Genomic DNA, 21,131 nt, shown 5'->3' with positions numbered 1-21,131 from the left:
CGCCCCAAACCCAGGCACCTCGGTCCTCCTGAAATACCGCGGCGTCTTTGTTGGGGCGGCTGCGCCACCCAGCGCGGGGCAAGCCCGCTCACTACAGATGATGTGTTCTACATCCCACCATTTAACTGACTGGCATCAGGCCCCTCCCACATTTTTTGTCGCAGTTCTTTTTCATGTAAATGTTGCAAAGATCTACAAACCCGCCGCTTTTACCGCTAGTCTGCGGTCATCTGCAATGCCGACAACAGCCTTCTACAAGAGCCCGGCGATGACTGATCTGTCCCGAATCCAAGGGCCTGCGAGCGCAGCGATTCCGACGCTGGAAGCGCGCTTCTACAGGCCGCCGCTGCCTGACGGCTACGTGCTGCGACCGCGCTTGTGCGAACGTTTGAGCGCCGGGTTGGAGGGGCGATTGCTGCTGGTCAGCGCGCCGGCCGGGTTCGGCAAAAGCTCGTTGGCGGTCGAGTTCTGCCAGGCCCTGCCGACGCAATGGCAAAGCCTGTGGCTGGGGTTGAGCCCACGGGACAGCGACCCTGGTCGATTTCTTGAGCGCCTGCTCGACGGTTTGCAGCAATACTTCCCGCAGCTCGGTGCCCAGTCCCTCGGCCTGCTGAAAATGCGCCAACGCCATCAGCCCTTTGCTTTCGAGGAGTGGCTGGATGGTTTGCTGGATGAGCTGACGGGCTACCTGTCCACGCAGATGCCTTTATTGCTGGTACTGGATGACTACCATTTGGCCCGGGGGCCGGTGCTGGATCGTTGCCTGCAATTCTTCCTCAATCATTTGCCTGACGGCCTGGTGGTATTGGTCACCAGTCGCCAGCGTCCGGATTGGCACCTGGCGCGATTGCGCTTGTCACGGCACCTGCTGGAATTGCATGAACAGGACCTGCGCCTGACTCATGACGAGTCCCTGGCGGTGCTTGACCGCCATAGCAGCTCATTGCGCGGTGAGGCCCTGGATAACCTGATTCGCCGCAGCGAAGGTTGGGTCGCCGGCCTGCGTTTCTGGCTGCTGGCGGCGTCCGAAGCCGGCAACGAAGGTGCGCTGCCGCAAAGCCTGCACGGCGGGGAAGGGCTGATCCGGGATTACCTGCTGGAGGAGGTCATCGACTGCCTGCCGGTGGAGGTGCAAGCATTTTTGTATGACACGGCGCCTCAGGATCGTTTTTGCAGCGAGCTATGCGATGCCGTACGCGAAGCCCATGACAGTGGTGAAATCCTGCGCTACCTGCTGGCTCATCAAGTCTTCCTGGTGCCTTTGGACGAGCAGGGGCATTGGTATCGCTACCACCATCTGTTTTCCGACCTGCTGCGTACGCGTCGCTCCAAGAGCGCCACGTTGCCCCTGCCTAGCCTTCACCTGCGCGCCTGCCGGTGGTTCAACGCCCAGGGCCTGATCGATGAGGCGGTCGAGCAGGCACTGAGGGCCGGCCATCTCGATGTGGCGGCGAACCTGGTGCAAAACCTGTCTGAAGAGCAACTGCTGGCCGAGCAGAACGTGGGCATGTTGCTGCGCTGGAAGATGGACTTGCCCGACAGCCTGTTGATCAGCACGCCACGCTTGATCGTGTTGTATAGCTGGGCCTTGGGCCTGGCCTGCCAACTGGACGCGGCCGAGGAATTGTCCAGCTACCTCAGCCGCTTCCTGCCGGCGCCGTCAGCGACCGCACAGAAATCCATGCTCGCCCAATGGTTGGCGCTGAGCGGCATCATTGCCCGTGGCCGCGGGGATCGCGAATCGACTCAGCGTTATTGCAGCGAGGCGTTGGAAAGCCTGCCGCACAAGCGCTACGGCCAGCGCCTTATGTGCCTGTCGACCCTCTCCAACCTGGCCATCGTCGATGCCGACCTATGGCGTGCCCGGGGCTTGAATCGAGAGTCCCTGGAGCTGGCGCAGCGCGTCGGCAACCCCCTGTTTGAAGCACTGGCCCATTACGACCGGGCGCGGGTACTGCAGGCGCGTGGCGAGATCCTGCGCTCGCTCGACGAAGTGCGCCAGGGCTTGCAGCGCCTGCATGACCTGGCGCCACAACGGTTGTATGCCGTGCGCGCGCGGCTGTCGTTGTATGAAGGTTACCTGCTGCTGGTGCGTTTCCAGCCCGAAGCCGGCCTCGCGCGGTTGCGTGCCGGGCTGGCGGAAGCCCGTGCCTGCCGGGATATCAGCGTATTGATTGGGCATTGCGTAATCGCCAACTTCGAAGGGCGGCGTGGGGATTTCCCCAAGGCGTTTGCCGAGCTGGCCGAGGCCGAGCGCCTGATGCATATCTGGGATGTTCCACCCATCTACTATCTGGCGATGATCACGCTGATCAAATGTGAGCTGTGGCTGATCCAGGGGCGCACTGACCTGGCCGATGCCTGGCTGACCCGCCTGGGGCAGACCTACAACGGCGAGCACGCGGCCGCAGCGCCGGAGTTTCATCCACACTTGCCGCAACATATCGAGCTGCAGCAGGCCGCGCTGGACGCAACGCGCCATCAATCCGAGGCTTCACTGCGACGGCTTGAAGCGTTGGCGCAGCAAGCTCATAACGATGGGCGCCAGATGATCGCGCTGATGGCGCTGACCCAGCAGGCGCACTTGTTACTGGAGTGCGGCCAGGAAGCCAAGGCCCGGTCCATCCTCGTCCAAGCCTTGGAAGCCGGAGCGGGCGGTGCGCTGCAACCGTTCCAGCGCTTGCTGGAAAACTACCCGGACTGGATGCGCGAACAACTTGGCAGGGACCCCCATGGCCTGTTGAACCAGAGTTTGCTGGCGCTGCTTCCCGTGGTGGTGCCGGCCGGAACTTCGCCTGCTCACGAAACCCTGAGCGCCCGAGAGCGGGCGGTCCTGCAATTGATCGCGCAGGGGTGTTCGAATCAGGAAATCAGCAATCAGCTGTTTATTTCACTGCACACCGTCAAGACCCACGCCAGCCACATCAACAGCAAACTGGGGGTCGAGCGGCGTACTCAGGCGGTGGCACGGGCGCAGGAGTTGGGGTTGATTGGTTAGCGCTTCGCCCCGTGTATGCAAGGATGCGCCGGTTCAGTTTTTCACCGGTTTGTTGCGCCGGCAGCGCTGCGAGCAGTAAAGCACTTCATTCCAGCAACGGGCCCACTTTTTTCGCCAGGTAAAGGAGAGGCCGCAAGACACGCAGGTTTTCACCGGCAGCTCGCTCTTTTTCAAAATGACTCACCTTCATCCAGCCGGGCCAGCAGACTCTGCCCCCGTTGCCAGAGCGCCTGCTGCTTGGCCTCCGTCAGGCGGTCGAGGTTTTTATACACCATGCCCATGCGGTGATTGCCGCGCAGAAGGTCAGCGTGACGCATGAGAAAGTGCCAATAGAGCGCATTGAAAGGGCAGGCGTCTTCTGTGGTGCTTTCACTGACCTTGTAGGCACAGGTACGACAGTAGTCAGACATGCGTTTGATGTACTGACCGCTCGCACAGTAAGGTTTGGAGCCCAGATACCCACCGTCGGCGTGCATCACCATGCCCAGGGTGTTTGGCAGCTCGACCCATTCGAATGCATCCATGTAGATCGCCAGGTACCACTCGCATATCTGGGGCGGAGCGATACCGGCCAAGAGGGCAAAATTGCCTGTCACCATCAACCGTTGAATGTGATGAGCGTAGGCGTGCTCCAGGCTTTGGTTGATGGCTTGGCGCATGCAGTTCATCCGGGTAGCGCCTGTCCAGTAGAACTCCGGCAGTGATCTTGTATTGCCGAACGCATTACCGTCGGCGTAGTCAGGCATCCTCAGCCAGTAGACGCCCCTGACATACTCCCGCCACCCGATCAGTTGGCGAATAAAGCCTTCTGCGGCATTCAGCGCGATGTTGCCCGACCAATAGGCGGCCTCGACATCGCTGCACAGTTGGCGAACATCCAGCAGGCCGATATTGAGCGCGGCACTGATACGGGCATGGAACAAAAAGGGCTCATCACTGGCCATTGCGTCCTGATAGTGACCGAAGGCCGCCAGCCCCCAATCGAGGAAGTAATCCCAGAGAGCCTGCGCATCTGCATGAGTGACCGGGTAGTCGAAGTTGGCCAGGGTGCCGTAGTGGCTGGAAAAGTGTTCAGCCACCAGCGCAAGGACTTCCTGGGTGAGGGTGTCTGGCGGGAAGCGGGCCGGCGCAGGCGGTCGTACTCCTTTGGGCAGGGGCTTGCGGTTGTCCGCATCAAAATTCCACGCACCGCCTACCGGGCTGCCGTCACCGTTGAGCAGTATCCTGTTTTTACGGCGCATTTCTCGATAGAAAAACTCCATGCGCAGCTGCTTTTTGTCTGCGGCCCAATCGGCGAATTCGGCACGGCTGCAGAGAAATCGACTATCGCGATGCCACTCAATCGCCAAGCCACACGTACGGATTGACTGTTCCAGGCGCCAATCGCCACATTCGGTGATGTGCAGTTCATCGGGCTGCAACAGTGACTGCCAGCGCCGTAGCTCACTCGGCACCGAGCCAGTGTTCTGTGGGGCATCGAGGGTAACGTAGTGGACCTGCGTTCCAGCTTGCCTCAATGCCTCGGCGAAGTGGCGCATGGCGCTGAAGACCAGGGCGATCTTCTGCGGGTGATGAGGGACGTGGCGGGCCTCTTCCATCACTTCGAAGAGCAGTACGCTATCGCGCTCTTTATCCAGGCCCTGCAGCGAGGCCAGGTCGAAAGACAATTGATCGCCCAGAACCAGGCATAGTCGGCGATGTGCAGTCATCGAGCAGTTTCCAGTGATGGAGAAACGTATAGGGTGCAGGCATGCCGGAGCCGTGGTGAGAGGGTGCGCGGATGCCTGGCTGCTCACTTATACTTGTACAATAAAAATAATTTGTACAATTTTTTCGACGGGACGTGCAGTGATTTTTCGCAGGGCGAACCGCTCACTCGCTGAGCGGAAGTTTTACGAGGAAAGTAGTGCCTTGCGTTGCGTCAGAAGTGACGTCGATTGAGCCCTTATGGGCGGTCACGATTTCTGACGCGATAAACAGGCCCAGGCCCAAGCCTTCGGTAGGTCCGTTTTCAGTGGTAGAGCGCTGAGAAAAACGCCCCATGGGGTTGAAGATAAACGGTAGGGCATCCTCAGGTATCGGTTGGCCGCTGTTATGGACGCTGAATACCGCGACGTCCTCCGTGACCGACAACTGCACGGTTATGGGATGCTGGATATTGCCGTGACTCACAGCGTTGCTGATGATGTTTGAAAAGACCTGCTCCAATCGCGGGCCGTCAAACCTGCCGGGAACCGCAGTGCGTGCGACAAACAGCACGTTGGCTTCAGGATGAAATGCCTGGATTTCTTCCACCACTCTGCGGCACAGCGGTAAAAGGTCCAGGTCTGTCTTGGTGACGGGAATACCGGGCCCCATGTGGCAGCGTGTCAGATCCAGCAAATCGCCAACAATACGGCTCGCCCGGGTAACGCTGGTATGTATCTGGGTCGCGACTTTGGCATCCCGCGCCCCGAGACCCTCGGAATGCTTGAGAATGTCGCTGCCCAGTAAAATCGCCCCGAGCGGGGTGCGCAAATCGTGGCCGAGAACGCCCAGGAAAATATTGCGCGACACATCAACGGCTCGGGAGTAACTGGCGATAGACTCCGCGAGAGCCTGGTCAATCGCTTCGTGGAAGCGGGTCATATCATCAATATTCAGTGACGTGCCATTTTTTACCTGGCTCATCCACTGTCTGAGCACGCTCGCCCTGAGGGCGCGATATTCAGAAACCATTTGATCGATGGTGAAGCCCGCCAGTAAGCGAGCCACTGCATGGGTTTCAGCGGCGGTTTCGTGCTCTTCCACCGGCCCCAGGCCATGCGACTTATCAATTTGCTCTTGTGCGGTCTGTGCGGTTCGCAGGTCGGCGACGATCGCCCGCAGCATTTGCTCTGCATGGTCGCGCAATGCACTGCGGTCGAGATCCGCGCCGGGTGTCTCGATCGTTCTCGCGAAATCTTCCCAGGCCTGCAAGATGGGCTCGAGGTTTTCTAGAATGAAATCCGGCAGGCGCATGTCGGTGTCCTGATCAGGTCCGTTATAGACGGACTGAAGCAAAATAGCGTAGGTGGGAGCAAGGTGGTGAGCCAGTTTAGGAGGTTCTCCAGTGGATTTCAAAGCGCGACCAAGCCGGCTTTACCCGATATAGGGCCCGATATAGGGAGCGAGCATCACGCGTTTTGACGCTTGCCCTGAGCCGTCGTGCTGAGAGGCTGTTCTATAGGCCCGCTGTCAACAATCTCAGCCTTTTCTCGACGGCGCTGTCGAAATGGTTGGACAGCAACTCACAACGCTCCGCCGGGAGGCCGGCACAGCAGGTTATTCCCAGGACGAACCCTTCGGCCTTCGCGCCGGTTTTTACTGCGAAAATCATCGAGCCTGCCCGCTCTATATCGTAAAAAAGCCTATCGGCCTGACGCTTGATGGCATCAGGCAAGTCATCTGTGTATGGGTTCATGACCTACTCCACATGCTTACTTCTGCAATCTGGTCCGACGCATGAGCGCTGCACCTCATGCAATAAATGACCGTGGGTCGATTGAGATGTTCGTAATTTCTGGCCTTGACGAGCGCTTGGGATCAAACGGCGTTTGAGCGTGTTGCTATCTGCAATAGACGGCAGGCCCATTCGGGCAAGGTGCATGAATTCAAATTGCCACTAATCTAAATAACCTATTGAAATATAATGGGTTTAAATTTTTTGTAAGGTGGCACGGCAAATGCGATAGCCCTAGGGAGATAGCCGCCAAAGAACGGCTGAACCCTTCCGTGATAGCCATAGTGAGATAGAAAAATGAATGCCATCGACCTTCTCAAAGCCGACCACGAAAAAGTCAAAGCCATCCTGACCCAACTGAGTGAATCGACTGAGCGTGGGGTGAAGAAACGCACTGAGCTGCTGGAAAAATTAGAGATGGAAGTGTCCATCCACACCCAGTTGGAAGAGCAGATTCTCTATCCCGCCTTCAAGGCCGCCGGTGGGAAAGACGAGGCCGAGATGTACTATGAGGCAAAAGAGGAGCACCGCACGGTTGACTCTCTGGTTCTTCCCGACCTGAAAGCAACTGATCCTACCTCCCCGGAATTCGCAGGGCGGGTGAAGGTGGTCAAGGAACTGCTCGAACATCACATCGAAGAAGAGGAAACAGAGATGTTTCCCAAGGCCAAGAAGCTTCTGGGCAAAGCCGAGCTTGACAAGCTGGGTGAACAGATGCTGGCCATGAAGTCATCGTTGAAAAAGAGTTACGTGTCTCAAAAAGTTGCAGCCTGACCCAATAGGCTTTAACTGCGCCTGTAGAGAGGTGAGCCCGACTCCATGTCGGGCTCATTTTTTTTGCCCCTCGGAATCGGCCTTTGAACGGTTGCGCTTGGGTTGACTCAGCCTCGCTTTCTAATTGCGGTGTGACTGTTCCTGGATACCCAGTGGCTACTTTCCGGCGACATTTGCAGAGAAATCGACAATCGCCGTTCAGCAATCGTCTGCTAGGGTTTGAGTGTGCTCGGCCGTTGTAGAGCACGGCGCCCGCCGGGCATGGAATTTTTACCGTTTGTCGTGTTCCAAGCTCGGCACAGGTCCATTGCCAATGTCCTCTGCATCACAGAATGCAAAAGTAGGAGCTTCCTTCATGTTTACTCCGCGTCGTCTGCTTGTTGTCGCTACCGCCGTAGCCTTGTTGTCCGGCTGCGCTTCACCTAATCCTTATGACGGCAGCAGCCAGGGACAGGCAGGTAATGAGTCCGGCGGTATGAGCAAGACCGCCAAGTACGGTGGCCTGGGTGCCCTGGCCGGCGCATTGGCAGGTGCGGCCATCGACCATAACAACCGTGGCAAGGGCGCACTGATCGGTGCGGCTGTTGCCGGTATTGGTGCTGCGGGTTATGGCTACTACGCCGATCAGCAGGAAAAGAAACTGCGTGAAAGCATGGCGAACACTGGGGTTGAAGTTCAGCGCCAGGGTGATCAGATCAAGCTGATCATGCCGGGTAACATCACTTTCGCCACCAACTCTGATGCCATCGCCAGCAGCTTCTACCAGCCGCTGAACAATCTGGCCAACTCCCTCAAGCAGTTCAACCAGAACACAATCCAGATTGTCGGCTACACCGACAGTACCGGCAGCCGCCAGTTGAACATGGACCTGTCCCAGCGTCGTGCGCAGAGCGTAGCGAACTACCTCACTTCCCAAGGCGTCAGCCCTGCCAACCTGAGCGCCCGCGGTGCCGGCCCGGATAATCCGATTGCCAGCAACGCCGACGTGAATGGCCGCGCCCAGAATCGTCGTGTAGAGGTCAACCTCGGTCCGATTCCTGGCCAGCAATACGGCCAGCCTGGTCAGCAGCAACAGGCACCACAACAGAACAACCAGTTCCAGGGTAACCCGTACCAGCAGTACCAATAAACACGGGCGACAAGCGACAAAAAAGGGCGCCGTGCAGTCAATGCACGGCGCCCTTTTTCATGGCTGTGGGTTACATCAATCGATGTATTCGAACACCTTCACGATCTTTTGCACACCCGACACGCCTTGCACGAGGTTGGCTGCACGCGCGGCTTCCGTCTGGGTCAGCAGGCCCATCAGGTAGACGATGCCGTTATCGGTGACGACCTTGATGCGCGAGCCGGGAATCGCGCTGTCGGTCAGCATCTGCGTCTTGATCTTGGTGGTCAGCAGGGCATCGTTGCTGATGGCCAGCAGGGTGATCGGGTCCATCACTTGCAGTTCGTTGTTAACCTTCTTGACGCGCTGGACACTCGAAGCGGCTTGTTCAGCCAGGGCCTTGAGGTCGGCACGCGGGGTTTGCCCGGCCAGCAATACCACGCCGTTGAAGCTGGTCACGACGATGCGCGAAGCACCGTTGCCCAGGTCCGGTGCGGCCTTGGCAATGTTGACCTCGACCTTGGTTTCGATCAGCGAGTCGTCGATCTTGCTGCCGAAGGTACGAGTGCCCTTATCGTCCTGAATGGGGGTGTCACGTGTTGCGGTGATTGCCGTGCTGCAGCCGCTGATGGCAAGGCACAGCGTAATGCCCAAAAGGCTGAGGCGTTTAACGGTCATTCTTCACTCCCGAACAGTTGGCTGTCGATCAGATCGCACAGGCAGTGGATCGCCAGCAGGTGGACTTCCTGAATGCGTGCAGTGACATTGGCCGGGACGCGGATCTCCACGTCCTCGGGCAGCAACAGCGAGGCCATGCCGCCGCCGTCGCGGCCGGTCAATGCTACGACAATCATTTCGCGATCATGTGCGGCCTGGATCGCTTGAATAATATTCGCCGAGTTGCCGCTGGTGGAAATCGCCAGCAGCACATCGCCCGGTTGGCCCAGGGCGCGGATCTGCTTGGAGAAGATCTCGTTGTAGCTGTAATCGTTGGCAATCGAGGTGATCGTCGACGAGTCGGTGGTCAGGGCGATAGCCGGCAAGCTCGGGCGCTCACGTTCGAAGCGGTTGAGCAGCTCGGAGGAGAAGTGTTGGGCGTCACCGGCCGAACCGCCGTTACCGCACGAAAGCATTTTGCCTTCGTTGAGCAAGGCGTTGACCATGACCTGACTGGCTTGCTCGATGTGCGGTGCAAGTACGTCCATCGCCTGTTGCTTGGTGTCGATGCTGGCCTGGAAAAGCTGGCGAATTCGGGATTGCATGTCCATCTGTGTGACCTTAAGTGGCGCGGCTGATCGGCACGAAAATGTGCAGCCCGCAATGCAAAGAGCAAAAGTGTGTGATGAAGGTGTCCGGTGAATCAGCTGTCGAAGGCATCTTTGAGCCAATTCAGATCAGCTGGGCCTAACGGTGTGCTTTCTATGGCAACCACATCGAAACGGCAGGGAGAGTCAGCCCAGCGATCCTCTGTTTGCAGGAAAAACTGCGCGGCGAGTATCAGCTTCTGACGCTTGCGCCCGTCGATACTGGCGAGCGCACCACCCCATTGTGCGTGTTTTCTGTAGCGGACTTCGACGAATACTACTGTATCGCCGTCAAGCATGACCAGATCAAGCTCGCCGCGTTTACACAACCAGTTTTGCGCCAGCAGGCGCAAACCTTGTCGTTGCAGATACTGGAGAGCTTGCAGTTCGGCATCCTTGCCGCTTTGCGCGCTGGACCGCTCGGGCATCAGCGCGGGGTGTCCGGCAGGCGCTGGATGTCGCCACCGACAAACTTCGCCCAAGGCATCTGACGGTCGACACGCTGGTTGGCGCTGACGCCCAGGCTGCCCGAAAGCCCGTCAACCCGAGTGTCGGGCAGCGCCTTGAGCTGGCCCAGGCGCGGTGCCAGACGGTAGGCATCGACACCCATTGCGTACAGGCGACCGAGGCTGCCATTGGCCTGTGGCCATTGTGCGGCGACCTGATTGCGCAGTGGGTCGGTGCTGTTGAGCAACCATGGGGTCTCGCAGAACATGACGTTGGTCATGTCCTGGTACTGGTTCTTGTCGCCGCTGGCACTGAACACGTGGGAGGTTGCGTAAACCGGCACATCACCGGCGTATTGGAAGTTCAGGGTGGGTTTGATCTGCTGGGCCAGCTGCGGGGTAACGGCCAGGAAGATGAACTCGATATCCTGGCGACGCGATGGCTGAGCGGCAACGTCGGTACCGACGGTGCTTTGCAGGCTCTTGGCGCGGCCTTCGCTTTTACGCAGCTGGAACAGGTCTGCGATCTGTTGGGCGAGGGCGACGGGCTGATCGACGTACTCAACACCGACGACGGTGCCGCCATTGGCTTCCCAATCCTGGCGGAAGGCCTTGTAGACGCGCTCGCCCCATTCGCCACGAGGGACCATGGCGGCGGCACGGTGCAGGCCATCGGCACGAGCACGGCGCGACACTTCGCGGGCTTCATCTTCAGCCGCCAGGCCAAACTGGAACAGTTGGGCCGGGTTGTGTTCAGCCTCGCTGTAGTTCAGCGCCAGGGTAGTGATCGGCAATTGCGGACGTGCGCTGAGTTGTTTGACCAGCGGCTTCTCCAGTGGGCCAACCACCAATTGCACGCCGGCGGCCTGGGCCTTGGCGTAGAAGTCGTCAAGCGAGGTCAGGCGCGAGCTGTCATAGAACTCGATCACCGGCGGCTTCTGCCCGGCCTGTTCGGCCTGGTAGTGCGCGGCCATGAAACCTTCACGCAGCGCTTTGCCGACTGAGGCCAGTTGGCCTTCCTGCGGCAACAGCAGGGCGATCTTGTTCAGGGGCTGGCTGGCCAGTTCCTTGAGCTTGGTCAGCGGCAACGGCAGTTGCACCGCCGCCGGATGCCCCGGGTTCTGCGCACGCCAGGTATCGATAGCGGCTTGCTGCTGCTCCAGTGTGCCGGCGCCCTTGACCGCCTGGGCCAGTGTGATCCAGCCGTCCAATACCGGGTTGCCGCTGGCTTGCAACTGATCGGCTGGCAGCGCGGCAATCAACGCCCAGATCGCTTCGTGGTTGCTCTTGGCGGCGTCGCCGCTGAGCAGCGGGGCCATGGCGACGCGTTCGCGAGCGGCAGCCAGGGTCTGGCCATCGGCTTCATAAGCGCGGGCATGTACGGTGCCGGTACGGATCTGCTGGTCTGTCGGCAGATCCTTCAGGCTTTGCAGACTCGGGTGGTTGAGCGCTGCCAATGCAGCCTTGGGCTGATTGCGGGCCATGGCCAACTCAGCGGCCAGGGTGCTGGCAAATACTTGTGCGGCCGGTTTCAGGACATCCAGCGGCACCTGCGCAAGAATCTGCGACGAGCGGCCAGGGTTGTTCTGGTGGAACGCCAGGTCAGCCGCACTCAGGCGCAGCAGCGCGGCCTTTTCTGGCGTCTTGGCGGTAGTTGCCTGTTCGAGCAGTTGCTCGATACTGGCATCCGGGGTCCGGGGCAGGTCGCCAAGGCTGGACGAGGGCGAGCTGGCACAAGCGGCCAGGAGGGCAGCGAGGCAGAGGGCGGAGAGCAGCCGCAGGCAAGCGATCATGTAAGTGTTCCTGATACCGATCAAATTAGCGTGGAATTGTACCCAAGCACTGGCTCAGGCGCGATGTTACTGGCGTGAAAGCGTCGATTTAGGTCGTGCAAATGTTGCAATCGCTCGTCGATGGCTGAAAAAGCATCCATCGTGATGGCGTATTTTCGAAGCGCCTACGCGCTACACTATGGCTTTTGCCAACCATCGAGGTGTGCGTTTTGACTGCTCCAGGTCCTTTGAATTCCACTGCTGGCTCGCTTTTTGTGGTGGCGACGCCGATTGGCAACCTGGACGACATCAGTGCCCGGGCGCTGAAGGTGTTGCGCGAAGTCAAGCTGATCGCGGCGGAAGACACGCGTCACTCCCAGCGGTTGATGCAGCATTTTGGTATCAGCACGCCATTAGCGGCGTGCCATGAACACAACGAGCGCGAAGAGGGCAGCCGCTTCATCACCCGTCTGCTGGCGGGGGACGACGTGGCACTGATCTCCGACGCGGGTACACCGCTGATTTCCGACCCGGGCTACCATCTGGTACGTCAGGCGCGTGCCGCAGGTATCAATGTAGTGCCTGTTCCGGGTGCGTGCGCGCTGATCGCCGCATTATCTGCCGCCGGCTTGCCGTCGGACCGTTTTATCTTTGAAGGCTTTTTGCCGGCCAAGGCGGTTGGGCGGCGTGCGCGCCTTCAAGCCTTGAAGGAAGAACCGCGTACCTTGATCTTCTATGAGGCTCCGCATCGCATCCTGGAATGCCTGGAAGATATGGAGTTGGTGTTTGGCGGTGAGCGCCTGGCGCTGCTGGCCCGTGAGCTGACCAAGACCTTCGAGACCCTCAAGGGGCTGCCGCTGGAGGCATTGCGTGCCTTTGTCGAGGGTGACAGCAACCAGCAGCGTGGCGAGTGCGTGGTGTTGGTGGCCGGCTGGACCGCGCCGGAAAACGAAGACGCGGTCGGCAGTGAGGCGATGCGCATCCTGGACTTACTGCTCAAGGAAATGCCCCTCAAGCGCGCCGCGGCCCTGGCGGCGGAAATTACCGGCTTGCGTAAGAATGTGTTGTATCAAGTCGCGCTGGAAAAACAGAAAGCCGAATAGTTCCGGGGTTTAACCTGTATTTCGTCTGAACGTGATGGCCATTCTGAACTTTTATTACTTGTCCTGAGGCCGTCGTGCCGTTAACCTGCGCGGCGGAGAGTCGATTGGACAGTCGCTGCCCTCTATGAAAATTAGGGGGGGGAGGAAAGTCCGGGCTCCATAGGGCGAAGTGCCAGGTAATGCCTGGGAGGCGTGAGCCTACGGAAAGTGCCACAGAAAATAACCGCCTAAGCACTTCGGTGCCGGTAAGGGTGAAAAGGTGCGGTAAGAGCGCACCGCACGACTGGCAACAGTTCGTGGCTAGGTAAACCCCACTTGGAGCAAGACCAAATAGGGTCCCAAGGCGTGGCCCGCGCTGGGACCGGGTAGGTTGCTAAAGATGTCCAGTGATGGCCATCGTAGACGAATGACTGTTCAAGACAGAACCCGGCTTATAGATCGACTCTCCACCTTTTTTCCTTCTGTCCGGATCTCGGGCAGAAAACCGGTAGTAACGCAAGACTCCCTCCCTGCCGAATCATTGGCAGATGCATCTTCGTAATACCAAAAAAATCTTACTCTTAATAAATCACTTTAACTTTAAGCCATAGCTCCATGAGCTATTTGCGGTTGTTGAGTCAAAAACATCGCCAAACTCTCGTTTCTCCTCCTTTTGCGCTCCTAAATCTCCGTTCTGTAAGGCTTTTCCTTGAATCCGCGCCTTGACGGTGTGGTGGGCGCATTCCTATAGTGTGCGCAAGTGGCGGAAAGTGGCACAAAGTGGGTTTTTTGAACGTAAAACGCTAAAATTTGGAGAAACGCAACTGTGTTTCGCGGAGCCAACGCTATCAGTCTCGATGCAAAAGGCCGTCTCGCCATGCCGAGCCGGTATCGTGACGAGCTCATTTCGCGAAGTTCAGGCCAGTTAATCATCACGATTGATGCTGTTGACCCTTGTTTATGTGTTTACCCCCTCGATGAGTGGGAGTTGATTGAAACCAAGTTGCGCGCTCTGCCTTCATTGCGTGAAGAAAACCGTCGCCTGCAGCGTTTGCTGATTGGTAATGCCGTCGACCTCGAACTGGATGGCAGCGGTCGTTTCCTGGTGCCTCCGCGTCTGCGCGAATACGCCAAGCTCGACAAGCGCGCAATGCTGGTGGGCCAACTGAACAAGTTCCAATTGTGGGACGAAGATGCCTGGGATGCTGTTTCTGCAGCTGACCTGGCGGCTATTCAACAACCGGGCGCCATGCCTGATGAACTGCGTGATTTGATCCTGTGACTATTGATAGCGGCTTTAACCACATCACCGTACTGCTTGACGAAGCCGTTGAGGCTCTCGCCGTACGCGCGGATGGCTGCTATGTGGATGGCACCTTCGGCAGGGGCGGGCATAGCCGTTTGATACTCAGCCAGCTCGGATCTGACGGCAAACTCCTCGGATTCGACAAAGACCCTCAAGCGATTGCCACCGGGCAAGCGCTAGCGGCCGAAGACGGCCGCTTTGTCGTTGTGCAGCGTAGCTTTGCCGAGCTGGGTGCCGAAGTGACCGAACGCGGCATGGCAGGCAAGGTGGCCGGGGTTTTGCTCGATCTGGGCGTGTCCTCGCCACAACTCGACGACCCGGAGCGCGGCTTCAGCTTCATGAACGACGGCCCCCTCGATATGCGCATGGATCCTACCCGGGGCGTCAGTGCTGCGCAGTTCATCGCCACGGCGCCGGTGGAAGAAATCGCCCGCGTGTTCAAGGAATATGGTGAAGAACGTTTCGCCGGCCGCATGGCTCGCGCCGTGGTCGAGCGCCGCGAGATCCAGCCGTTCGAACGTACCGCCGACCTGGCCGAAGTGCTGAAGGTTGCCAACCCTGCTTGGGAAAAAGGTAAAAATCCGGCCACCCGTGCGTTCCAGGGCCTGCGTATTCACGTCAATAACGAACTGGGTGACTTGGAAGCCGGCCTTGAAGCCGCGCTGGATGCCCTCGAAGTGGGGGGGCGCCTGGTGGTGATCAGCTTCCACTCCCTGGAAGACCGCATCGTCAAACTGTTCATGCGTCGCCTGGTCAAGGGCGAGACGGATAACCTGCCGCGCAACCTGCCGGTGCGTTTCGAAGCCTTTGTGCCGAAAATCAAGATCCATGGCAAAGCGCAGTTCGCTTCCGAAGCTGAACTCAAGGCCAACCCGCGTGCCCGTAGTGCCGTCATGCGTGTTGCGGAGAAGTTACGGTGAGCAAGCTTTTCGCCAAGCCCCTCCCGGGCGGTAGCTTCTTTATGTTGCTGCTGTTTATCGGCGTGCTGGTGTCCGCGATCGCGGTGTCCTACAGCGCCCACTGGAACCGCCAGTTGCTCAATACCCTGTACGGGGAATTGAGCGTGCGCGACAAGGCTCAGGCGGAGTGGGGTCGGTTGATTCTCGAGCAAAGCACCTGGACCGCCCACAGCCGTATCGAGGTGCTGGCCACCGAGCAGCTGAAAATGCACATTCCGGGCGCGGCCGAAGTCCGCATGGTGGCGCCATGATGAAGCTCGAAGGCGCACTCTACCCATGGCGCTTCCGCGTGGTGCTCGGCTTGCTGGCGCTGATGGTGGGCGCAATCGCCTGGCGCATCATCGACCTGCAGGTCGTCGACCGTGACTTCCTGATTGGTCAGGGCGATGCCCGTAGCCTGCGTCATATCCCGATCCCGGCGCACCGTGGCCTGATCACCGACCGCAACGGCGAGCCTCTGGCCGTCAGTACCCCGGTGACGACCCTGTGGGCCAACGCCAAGGAACTGCAGACCGCCAAGGAAAAATGGCCGGAACTCGCAGCCGCCCTGGGCCAGGATCCGAAAGCCCTGGCTGAGCGTCTGGAAGCCCAGGCCAATAAAGAATTCATCTACCTGGTTCGCGGGCTCACCCCTGAGCAGGGCCAGCAAGTGCTCGACCTTAAAGTCCCCGGTGTCTACGGCATCGAGGAGTTTCGTCGTTTCTACCCAGCCGGTGAAACCACCGCGCATATGGTCGGCTTCACCGATATCGACGACCACGGTCGCGAAGGTGTCGAGCTGGCCTACGATGAATGGCTGGCCGGGGTTCCCGGCAAGCGACAGGTCATCAAGGACCGGCGCGGCAGGCTGATCAAGGATGTCCAGGTCACCAAGAACGCCAAGGCTGGCAAGCCCTTGGCGTTGTCGATTGACCTGCGTCTGCAATACCTGGCCAACCGTGAACTGCGTAACGCGATCATAGAGAACGGCGCCAAGGCCGGTAGCCTGGTTATCATGGACGTGAAGACCGGCGAAATCCTCGCAATGGTCAACCAGCCGACCTACAACCCGAACAACCGTCGCAACCTGCAACCGGCGATGATGCGTAACCGCGCCATGATCGACGTGTTCGAGCCGGGTTCGACCATGAAAGCCATCTCCATGAGTGCCGCCCTCGAAACCGGGCGCTGGAAGCCGAGCGACAAAGTCGAGGTTTACCCAGGCACCTTGCAGTTGGGCAAATACACCATTCGTGACGTGTCCCGTACCGAAGGTCCGGTGCTGGATTTGACCGGTATTCTGATCAACTCCAGTAACGTGGGTATGAGTAAGGTCGCCTTCGATATCGGCGGCGAAACCATCTACCACCTGGCCCAGAAGATCGGCTTGGGCCAACCCACCGGCCTGGATTTCCCGGGCGAGCGCGTGGGCAACCTGCCGAACTACCGCGACTGGAAAAAAGCCGAGACCGCCACACTGTCCTATGGCTACGGCCTGTCGGTAACGGCGATCCAGCTGGCGCACGCTTTCTCGGTATTGGCCAATAACGGTCGCATGGTTCCTTTGAGCCTGATCCATGTCGACGAAGCGCCGAAAGCTACCCAGGTCATCCCGGAAAAAGTCGCCAAGACCATGCAAGGCATGCTGCAACAAGTGATCGAAGCCCCGCGTGGCGTATTCCGCGCCCAGGTGCCGGCCTATCACGTGGCAGGCAAGTCCGGTACGGCGCGTAAAACGTCGGTGGGTACCAAGGGCTATGCCGAAAACTCCTACCGCTCACTGTTCGCCGGCTTCGGCCCGATGAGTGATCCGCGCTACGCCATCGTCGTAGTGATTGATGAACCGAGTAAAGCCGGCTACTTCGGTGGCCTGGTATCGGCGCCGGTGTTCAGCAAAGTCATGTCCGGCACCCTGCGTCTGATGAACATCACGCCGGACAATCTGCCGCCGACCCAACAAGCGAATGCCGGAGCACCGGCCGCCGCTGCAAAAGCCAATGGAGGGCGCGGCTGATGTCTCTTAGCCTGAACAAGATTTTCGCCCACGCCGGTCACGACCTGTTGATTCGCGAGCTGAGCCTGGACAGCCGTAGCGTACGCGCCGGGGACCTGTTCCTGGCGGTGCCTGGTGGCAAATTCGATGGTCGCGAGCATATCGCCGATGCGCTGCAGCGCGGCGCTGCGGCCGTGGCTTATGAAGTGGAAGGCGCCACCGTGTTGCCGATCACCGATGTCCCGTTGATTCCGGTCAAGGGCTTGGCGGCGCAATTGTCCGATATCGCCGGGCGTTTCTATGGCGACCCGAGTCGCCAGCTGAACCTGGTGGGCGTGACCGGTACCAACGGCAAGACCAGCGTGACCCAGCTGGTCGCACAAGCGCTTGACCTGCTGGGCCAGCACTGCGGCATTGTCGGCACGCTGGGCACCGGTTTTTATGGCGCGCTGCAAAGCGGCCTGCACACAACGCCGAACCCGATCGCCGTGCAAGCCACCCTGGCCGACCTGAAAAAGGCCGGTGCCAAGGCGGTGGCCATGGAAGTGTCTTCCCATGGCCTGCACCAGGGCCGCGTTGCGGCGCTGGCCTTTGATGTGGCGGTGATGACCAACCTGTCCCGCGATCACCTGGACTACCACGGCACCATGGAGGCCTACGCTGCCGAAAAGGCCAAGCTGTTTGCCTGGAATGACTTGAAGTGCCGCGTGGTGAACCTGGATGACGCGTTCGGTCGTCAGTTGGCGGCCCAGGAGGGTGAGTCGCGCCTGATCAGCTACAGCCTGGAAGACGCCAGCGCGTACCTGTATTGCCGAGAAGCCCAGTTCAATGACGAAGGCGTGCTCGCCACACTGGTGACTCCACAAGGCGAGCACCACTTGCGCAGCAGCCTGTTGGGGCGTTTCAACCTGAGTAACGTCCTCGCCGCCATCGGCGCGTTGCTCGGCCTGGATTACGCCCTCGACGAAATCCTGAAAGTCCTGCCGAAGCTGGAAGGTCCGGTCGGCCGTATGCAGCGCCTGGGTGGCGGTTCGCAGCCGTTGGTGGTGGTCGATTATGCCCACACGCCGGACGCCCTCGAAAAAGTCCTGGTGGCCCTGCGCCCACACGCCAAGGGCAAATTGCTCTGCCTGTTCGGCTGCGGTGGTGACCGTGATCGGGGCAAGCGTCCGTTGATGGCCGAGATTGTCGAGCGCCTGGCCGACGGCATGCTCGTGACCGACGACAACCCGCGCAGCGAAAACCCGAGCCAGATTTTCGACGACATCCGTGCTGGTTTCAAAGACGCTTCCAAGGCCACGTTCGTTGCCGGTCGTGGTGCAGCCATTGCCCAGTTGATCGCCAGCGCCGGCGCTGACGACGTGGTGGTGCTGGCCGGTAAAGGCCATGAGGACTACCAGGAAATCAACGGCGAACGCCATGCCTTCTCCGATCTGGTCGAGGCCGATCATGCCTTGACCGCCTGGGAGGTTGCCCATGCTTAAGGCGATGAAGTTCAGCGAACTGGCCCAGACCCTTTCGGCCCGCGTGTTGTCGAGCGACTGCAGCTTCGACGGCGTCAGTATCGACAGCCGTAATATCAAGCCGGGCCAGCTGTTTGTGGCTTTGGCCGGCCCGCGCTTTGACGGGCACGATTACCTGAACGACGTTGCCGCCAAAGGTGCAGTCGGGGCTCTGGTGCAACGTGAAGTTGCGGACTGCGCCTTGCCGCAGTTGCTGGTCGCCGATACCCGCCTGGCCCTCGGTCAGCTGGGTGCGCTGAACCGCGTCGCCTTTGACAAGCCTGTCGCGGCCATCACCGGCTCCAGCGGCAAGACCACGGTCAAGGAGCTGCTTGCCGGTGTGTTGCGCACGCGTGGGCCGGTGCTCGCTACCCGTGGCAACCTGAACAATGATTTCGGCGCTCCGCTGACCCTGCTCGAACTGGCCCCGGAACACACGGCGGCAGTGATCGAACTGGGCGCTTCGCGCATCGGCGAAATCGCCTACACCGTGGCGCTGACCAAGCCTCACGTAGCGATCATCAGCAACGCCGGTACCGCCCACGTCGGTGAGTTCGGCGGCCCGCAGAAAATCGTCGAGGCCAAGGGTGAAATCCTTGAGGGTCTCGACGCATCCGGCACTGCGGTTTTGAATCTCGACGACAAGGCTTTCGAGACCTGGCGTGTACGCGCTGCCGGTCGCAAGGTGCTGACTTTTGCCGTACTGAATGCCGCCGCTGATTTCCACGCCTCCGATATCTCTGTCGACGCCCGTGGCTGCCCGTCGTTCACCCTGCATACCCCGCAGGGCAGTGCGCGGGTGCAACTGAATCTGCTCGGCAACCATAACGTCGCCAATGCCCTGGCCGCCGCCGCCGCTGCGTACGCCCTGGGTGTGTCGTTGTTCGGTATCGCGACCGGCCTGGGCGCCGTGCAGCCGGTCAAGGGGCGTACCGTGGCGCAGTTGGCAAGCAACGGTATGCGCGTCATTGATGACACTTACAACGCCAACCCATCCTCCATCAATGCCGCCGTGGATCTGCTCAAGGGCTTCGACGGGCGCAAGGTGCTGGTCTTGGGCGATATCGGCGAATTGGGCGACTGGGCTGAACAAGGCCACCGTGAAGTTGGCGCGTATGCCGCCGGCAAAGTCGATGCGCTTTACGCCGTCGGCTCGAACATGGCGCACGCCGTCAACGCCTTTGGCGCAGGCGCGCGGCACTTCGCGACCCAGGCCGAATTGATCCAGGCGCTGACAGCGGCTGAACAAGACAAACACACCACTATTTTGATCAAGGGATCGCGCAGCGCGGTGATGGAAAACGTCGTCGCGGCCTTGTGTGGCTCAAGTACGGAGAAACATTAATGCTGCTGCTGCTGGCTGAGTATCTGCAACAGTTCTACAAAGGCTTCGCGGTCTTTCAGTACCTGACCCTGCGCGGGATTCTGGGTGTGCTGACCGCGCTGTCTCTGTCGCTGTTCCTGGGGCCATGGATGATCCGTACCCTGCAGAACCTGCAAATTGGTCAATCGGTTCGCAATGACGGCCCGCAGTCGCACCTGTCCAAGTCCGGCACCCCGACCATGGGCGGTGCGTTGATCCTGTCGTCCATCGGTATCAGCACCTTGTTGTGGGCCGACCTGCACAACCGCTATGTGTGGGTGGTATTGCTGGTGACCCTGTTGTTCGGCGCCATCGGCTGGGTGGACGACTACCGCAAAGTGATCGAGAAAAACTCCAAGGGGCTGCCAAGCCGCTGGAAGTATTTCTGGCAATCGGTGTTCGGGCTCGCCGCTGCGATTTTCCTCTACACCACTGCGCCAAGCGCGGTCGAAACCACCCTGATCATCCCGATGCTCAAGGACGCCAGCATTCCCCTCGGCGTTGGTTTCGTGGTGCTGACCTACTTCGTGATCGTCGGCTCCAGCAACGCGGTGAACCTGACCGACGGCCTTGATGGCCTCGCGATCATGCCGACGGTGATGGTGGGCGGTGCGCTCGGCATCTTCTGCTACCTGTCGGGTAACGTGAAATTCGCTGAATACCTGCTGATTCCCTACGTACCGGGCGCTGGCGAGTTGATCGTGTTCTGCGGCGCACTGATCGGTGCCGGCCTGGGGTTCCTGTGGTTCAACACCTACCCGGCCCAAGTCTTCATGGGCGACGTCGGCGCACTCGCGCTGGGCGCGGCCCTGGGTACCATCGCGGTGATCGTTCGCCAGGAAATCGTGCTGTTCATCATGGGCGGTGTGTTCGTGATGGAAACCCTGTCGGTGGTCATCCAGGTGGCTTCCTTCAAATTGACCGGGCGTCGTGTGTTCCGCATGGCGCCGATTCACCACCACTTTGAACTCAAGGGCTGGCCCGAGCCACGCGTGATTGTCCGTTTCTGGATCATCACCGTGATTCTCGTGCTGATCGGCCTTGCCACCCTGAAACTGAGGTAG

General features: G+C 59.6%; 19 protein-coding genes and 1 other RNA gene. 12 read left to right on the top strand and 8 right to left on the bottom strand.

The features are described 5' to 3' along the window. Window positions 1-268: 268 nt before the first annotated feature. Window positions 269-2,998, top strand: coding sequence for a LuxR C-terminal-related transcriptional regulator (locus tag ACQRBT_RS04550; protein WP_060753927.1), 2,730 nt, complete (start codon window positions 269-271; stop codon window positions 2,996-2,998). A gap of 33 nt (window positions 2,999-3,031) precedes the next feature. Here the strand turns inward: ACQRBT_RS04550 and ACQRBT_RS04545 are convergent, their stop codons facing one another. The 4 genes from ACQRBT_RS04545 to ACQRBT_RS04530 form a co-directional block, all read right to left on the bottom strand. Beyond that, complete coding sequence (locus tag ACQRBT_RS04545; protein WP_081086983.1) at window positions 3,032-3,172, bottom strand: DUF2256 domain-containing protein; 141 nt, start codon at window positions 3,170-3,172, stop codon at window positions 3,032-3,034. Next, the gene (locus ACQRBT_RS04540; RefSeq protein WP_060753926.1) at window positions 3,169-4,707 is read right to left on the bottom strand and encodes a cryptochrome/photolyase family protein; all 1,539 of its coding nucleotides are present in this window, start codon (window positions 4,705-4,707) and stop codon (window positions 3,169-3,171) included. The genes ACQRBT_RS04545 and ACQRBT_RS04540 overlap by 4 nt, the downstream gene beginning before the upstream one ends. 163 nt (window positions 4,708-4,870) lie before the next feature. Beyond that, window positions 4,871-5,998 carry a sensor histidine kinase gene (locus ACQRBT_RS04535; protein WP_060753925.1) on the bottom strand — a complete coding sequence of 376 codons (1,128 nt, stop codon included), beginning with the start codon at window positions 5,996-5,998 and terminating at the stop codon, window positions 4,871-4,873. A 202-nt stretch (window positions 5,999-6,200) separates the two neighbouring features. Next, window positions 6,201-6,440: a hypothetical protein gene (locus ACQRBT_RS04530; RefSeq protein WP_060753924.1), complete on the bottom strand. Its 240-nt coding sequence runs from the start codon at window positions 6,438-6,440 to the stop codon at window positions 6,201-6,203. A 336-nt stretch (window positions 6,441-6,776) separates the two neighbouring features. On the opposite strand from ACQRBT_RS04530, the gene ACQRBT_RS04525 reads away from it, so the two are divergent. Both ACQRBT_RS04525 and ACQRBT_RS04520 read left to right on the top strand, forming a co-directional pair. Then, window positions 6,777-7,253, top strand: a complete 477-nt coding sequence (locus tag ACQRBT_RS04525) for a hemerythrin domain-containing protein (protein ID WP_060753923.1) — start codon at window positions 6,777-6,779, stop codon at window positions 7,251-7,253. Window positions 7,254-7,608: 355 nt separating this feature from the next. After that, the gene (locus ACQRBT_RS04520; protein ID WP_060753922.1) at window positions 7,609-8,382 is read left to right on the top strand and encodes an OmpA family protein; all 774 of its coding nucleotides are present in this window, start codon (window positions 7,609-7,611) and stop codon (window positions 8,380-8,382) included. A gap of 75 nt (window positions 8,383-8,457) precedes the next feature. Here ACQRBT_RS04520 and ACQRBT_RS04515 read toward each other — a convergent pair whose 3' ends face one another. From ACQRBT_RS04515 to ACQRBT_RS04500, 4 genes are all read right to left on the bottom strand, one after another. Continuing rightward, on the bottom strand, window positions 8,458-9,039 hold the full coding sequence (locus ACQRBT_RS04515) for a BON domain-containing protein (protein ID WP_060753921.1): 582 nt from the start codon (window positions 9,037-9,039) through the stop codon (window positions 8,458-8,460). Beyond that, window positions 9,036-9,629, bottom strand: coding sequence for a phosphoheptose isomerase (locus ACQRBT_RS04510; protein ID WP_007904374.1), 594 nt, complete (start codon window positions 9,627-9,629; stop codon window positions 9,036-9,038). Before ACQRBT_RS04510 ends, ACQRBT_RS04515 begins: the two co-directional genes overlap by 4 nt. A 92-nt stretch (window positions 9,630-9,721) precedes the next feature. Then, the gene (locus ACQRBT_RS04505) at window positions 9,722-10,093 is read right to left on the bottom strand and encodes a YraN family protein (protein WP_060753920.1); all 372 of its coding nucleotides are present in this window, start codon (window positions 10,091-10,093) and stop codon (window positions 9,722-9,724) included. Beyond that, on the bottom strand, window positions 10,093-11,904 hold the full coding sequence (locus ACQRBT_RS04500) for a penicillin-binding protein activator (protein ID WP_060753919.1): 1,812 nt from the start codon (window positions 11,902-11,904) through the stop codon (window positions 10,093-10,095). Before ACQRBT_RS04500 ends, ACQRBT_RS04505 begins: the two co-directional genes overlap by 1 nt. A gap of 209 nt (window positions 11,905-12,113) precedes the next feature. Here ACQRBT_RS04500 and rsmI point away from each other — a divergent pair, with 209 nt between their 5' ends. From rsmI to mraY, 9 genes are all read left to right on the top strand, one after another. Continuing rightward, on the top strand, window positions 12,114-12,986 hold the full coding sequence (gene rsmI / locus ACQRBT_RS04495) for a 16S rRNA (cytidine(1402)-2'-O)-methyltransferase (protein WP_412047582.1): 873 nt from the start codon (window positions 12,114-12,116) through the stop codon (window positions 12,984-12,986). A gap of 96 nt (window positions 12,987-13,082) precedes the next feature. Continuing rightward, window positions 13,083-13,436, top strand: an RNA gene (gene rnpB / locus ACQRBT_RS04490) — RNase P RNA component class A. Window positions 13,437-13,791: 355 nt separating this feature from the next. Next, complete coding sequence (mraZ, locus tag ACQRBT_RS04485; protein WP_003171868.1) at window positions 13,792-14,247, top strand: division/cell wall cluster transcriptional repressor MraZ; 456 nt, start codon at window positions 13,792-13,794, stop codon at window positions 14,245-14,247. After that, entirely contained in the window at window positions 14,244-15,191 is a 948-nt protein-coding gene (gene rsmH, locus ACQRBT_RS04480; protein WP_060753917.1) for a 16S rRNA (cytosine(1402)-N(4))-methyltransferase RsmH, read from the top strand. The genes mraZ and rsmH overlap by 4 nt, the downstream gene beginning before the upstream one ends. Beyond that, window positions 15,188-15,481, top strand: a complete 294-nt coding sequence (gene ftsL, locus ACQRBT_RS04475) for a cell division protein FtsL (protein ID WP_003171871.1) — start codon at window positions 15,188-15,190, stop codon at window positions 15,479-15,481. Before rsmH ends, ftsL begins: the two co-directional genes overlap by 4 nt. Next, complete coding sequence (locus ACQRBT_RS04470) at window positions 15,481-17,223, top strand: peptidoglycan D,D-transpeptidase FtsI family protein (RefSeq protein WP_162843543.1); 1,743 nt, start codon at window positions 15,481-15,483, stop codon at window positions 17,221-17,223. Before ftsL ends, ACQRBT_RS04470 begins: the two co-directional genes overlap by 1 nt. Continuing rightward, complete coding sequence (locus tag ACQRBT_RS04465) at window positions 17,223-18,686, top strand: UDP-N-acetylmuramoyl-L-alanyl-D-glutamate--2,6-diaminopimelate ligase (RefSeq protein WP_060753915.1); 1,464 nt, start codon at window positions 17,223-17,225, stop codon at window positions 18,684-18,686. The genes ACQRBT_RS04470 and ACQRBT_RS04465 overlap by 1 nt, the downstream gene beginning before the upstream one ends. After that, complete coding sequence (locus ACQRBT_RS04460; RefSeq protein WP_060753914.1) at window positions 18,679-20,049, top strand: UDP-N-acetylmuramoyl-tripeptide--D-alanyl-D-alanine ligase; 1,371 nt, start codon at window positions 18,679-18,681, stop codon at window positions 20,047-20,049. Before ACQRBT_RS04465 ends, ACQRBT_RS04460 begins: the two co-directional genes overlap by 8 nt. Further along, window positions 20,049-21,131, top strand: coding sequence for a phospho-N-acetylmuramoyl-pentapeptide-transferase (mraY, locus tag ACQRBT_RS04455; protein ID WP_060753913.1), 1,083 nt, complete (start codon window positions 20,049-20,051; stop codon window positions 21,129-21,131). Before ACQRBT_RS04460 ends, mraY begins: the two co-directional genes overlap by 1 nt.

The organism is Pseudomonas sp. R19M (assembly GCF_050312585.1).
In the GTDB taxonomy this organism is placed as follows: domain Bacteria; phylum Pseudomonadota; class Gammaproteobacteria; order Pseudomonadales; family Pseudomonadaceae; genus Aquipseudomonas; species Aquipseudomonas palleroniana.
This window is presented reverse-complemented; position numbering and strand designations above follow the sequence as displayed.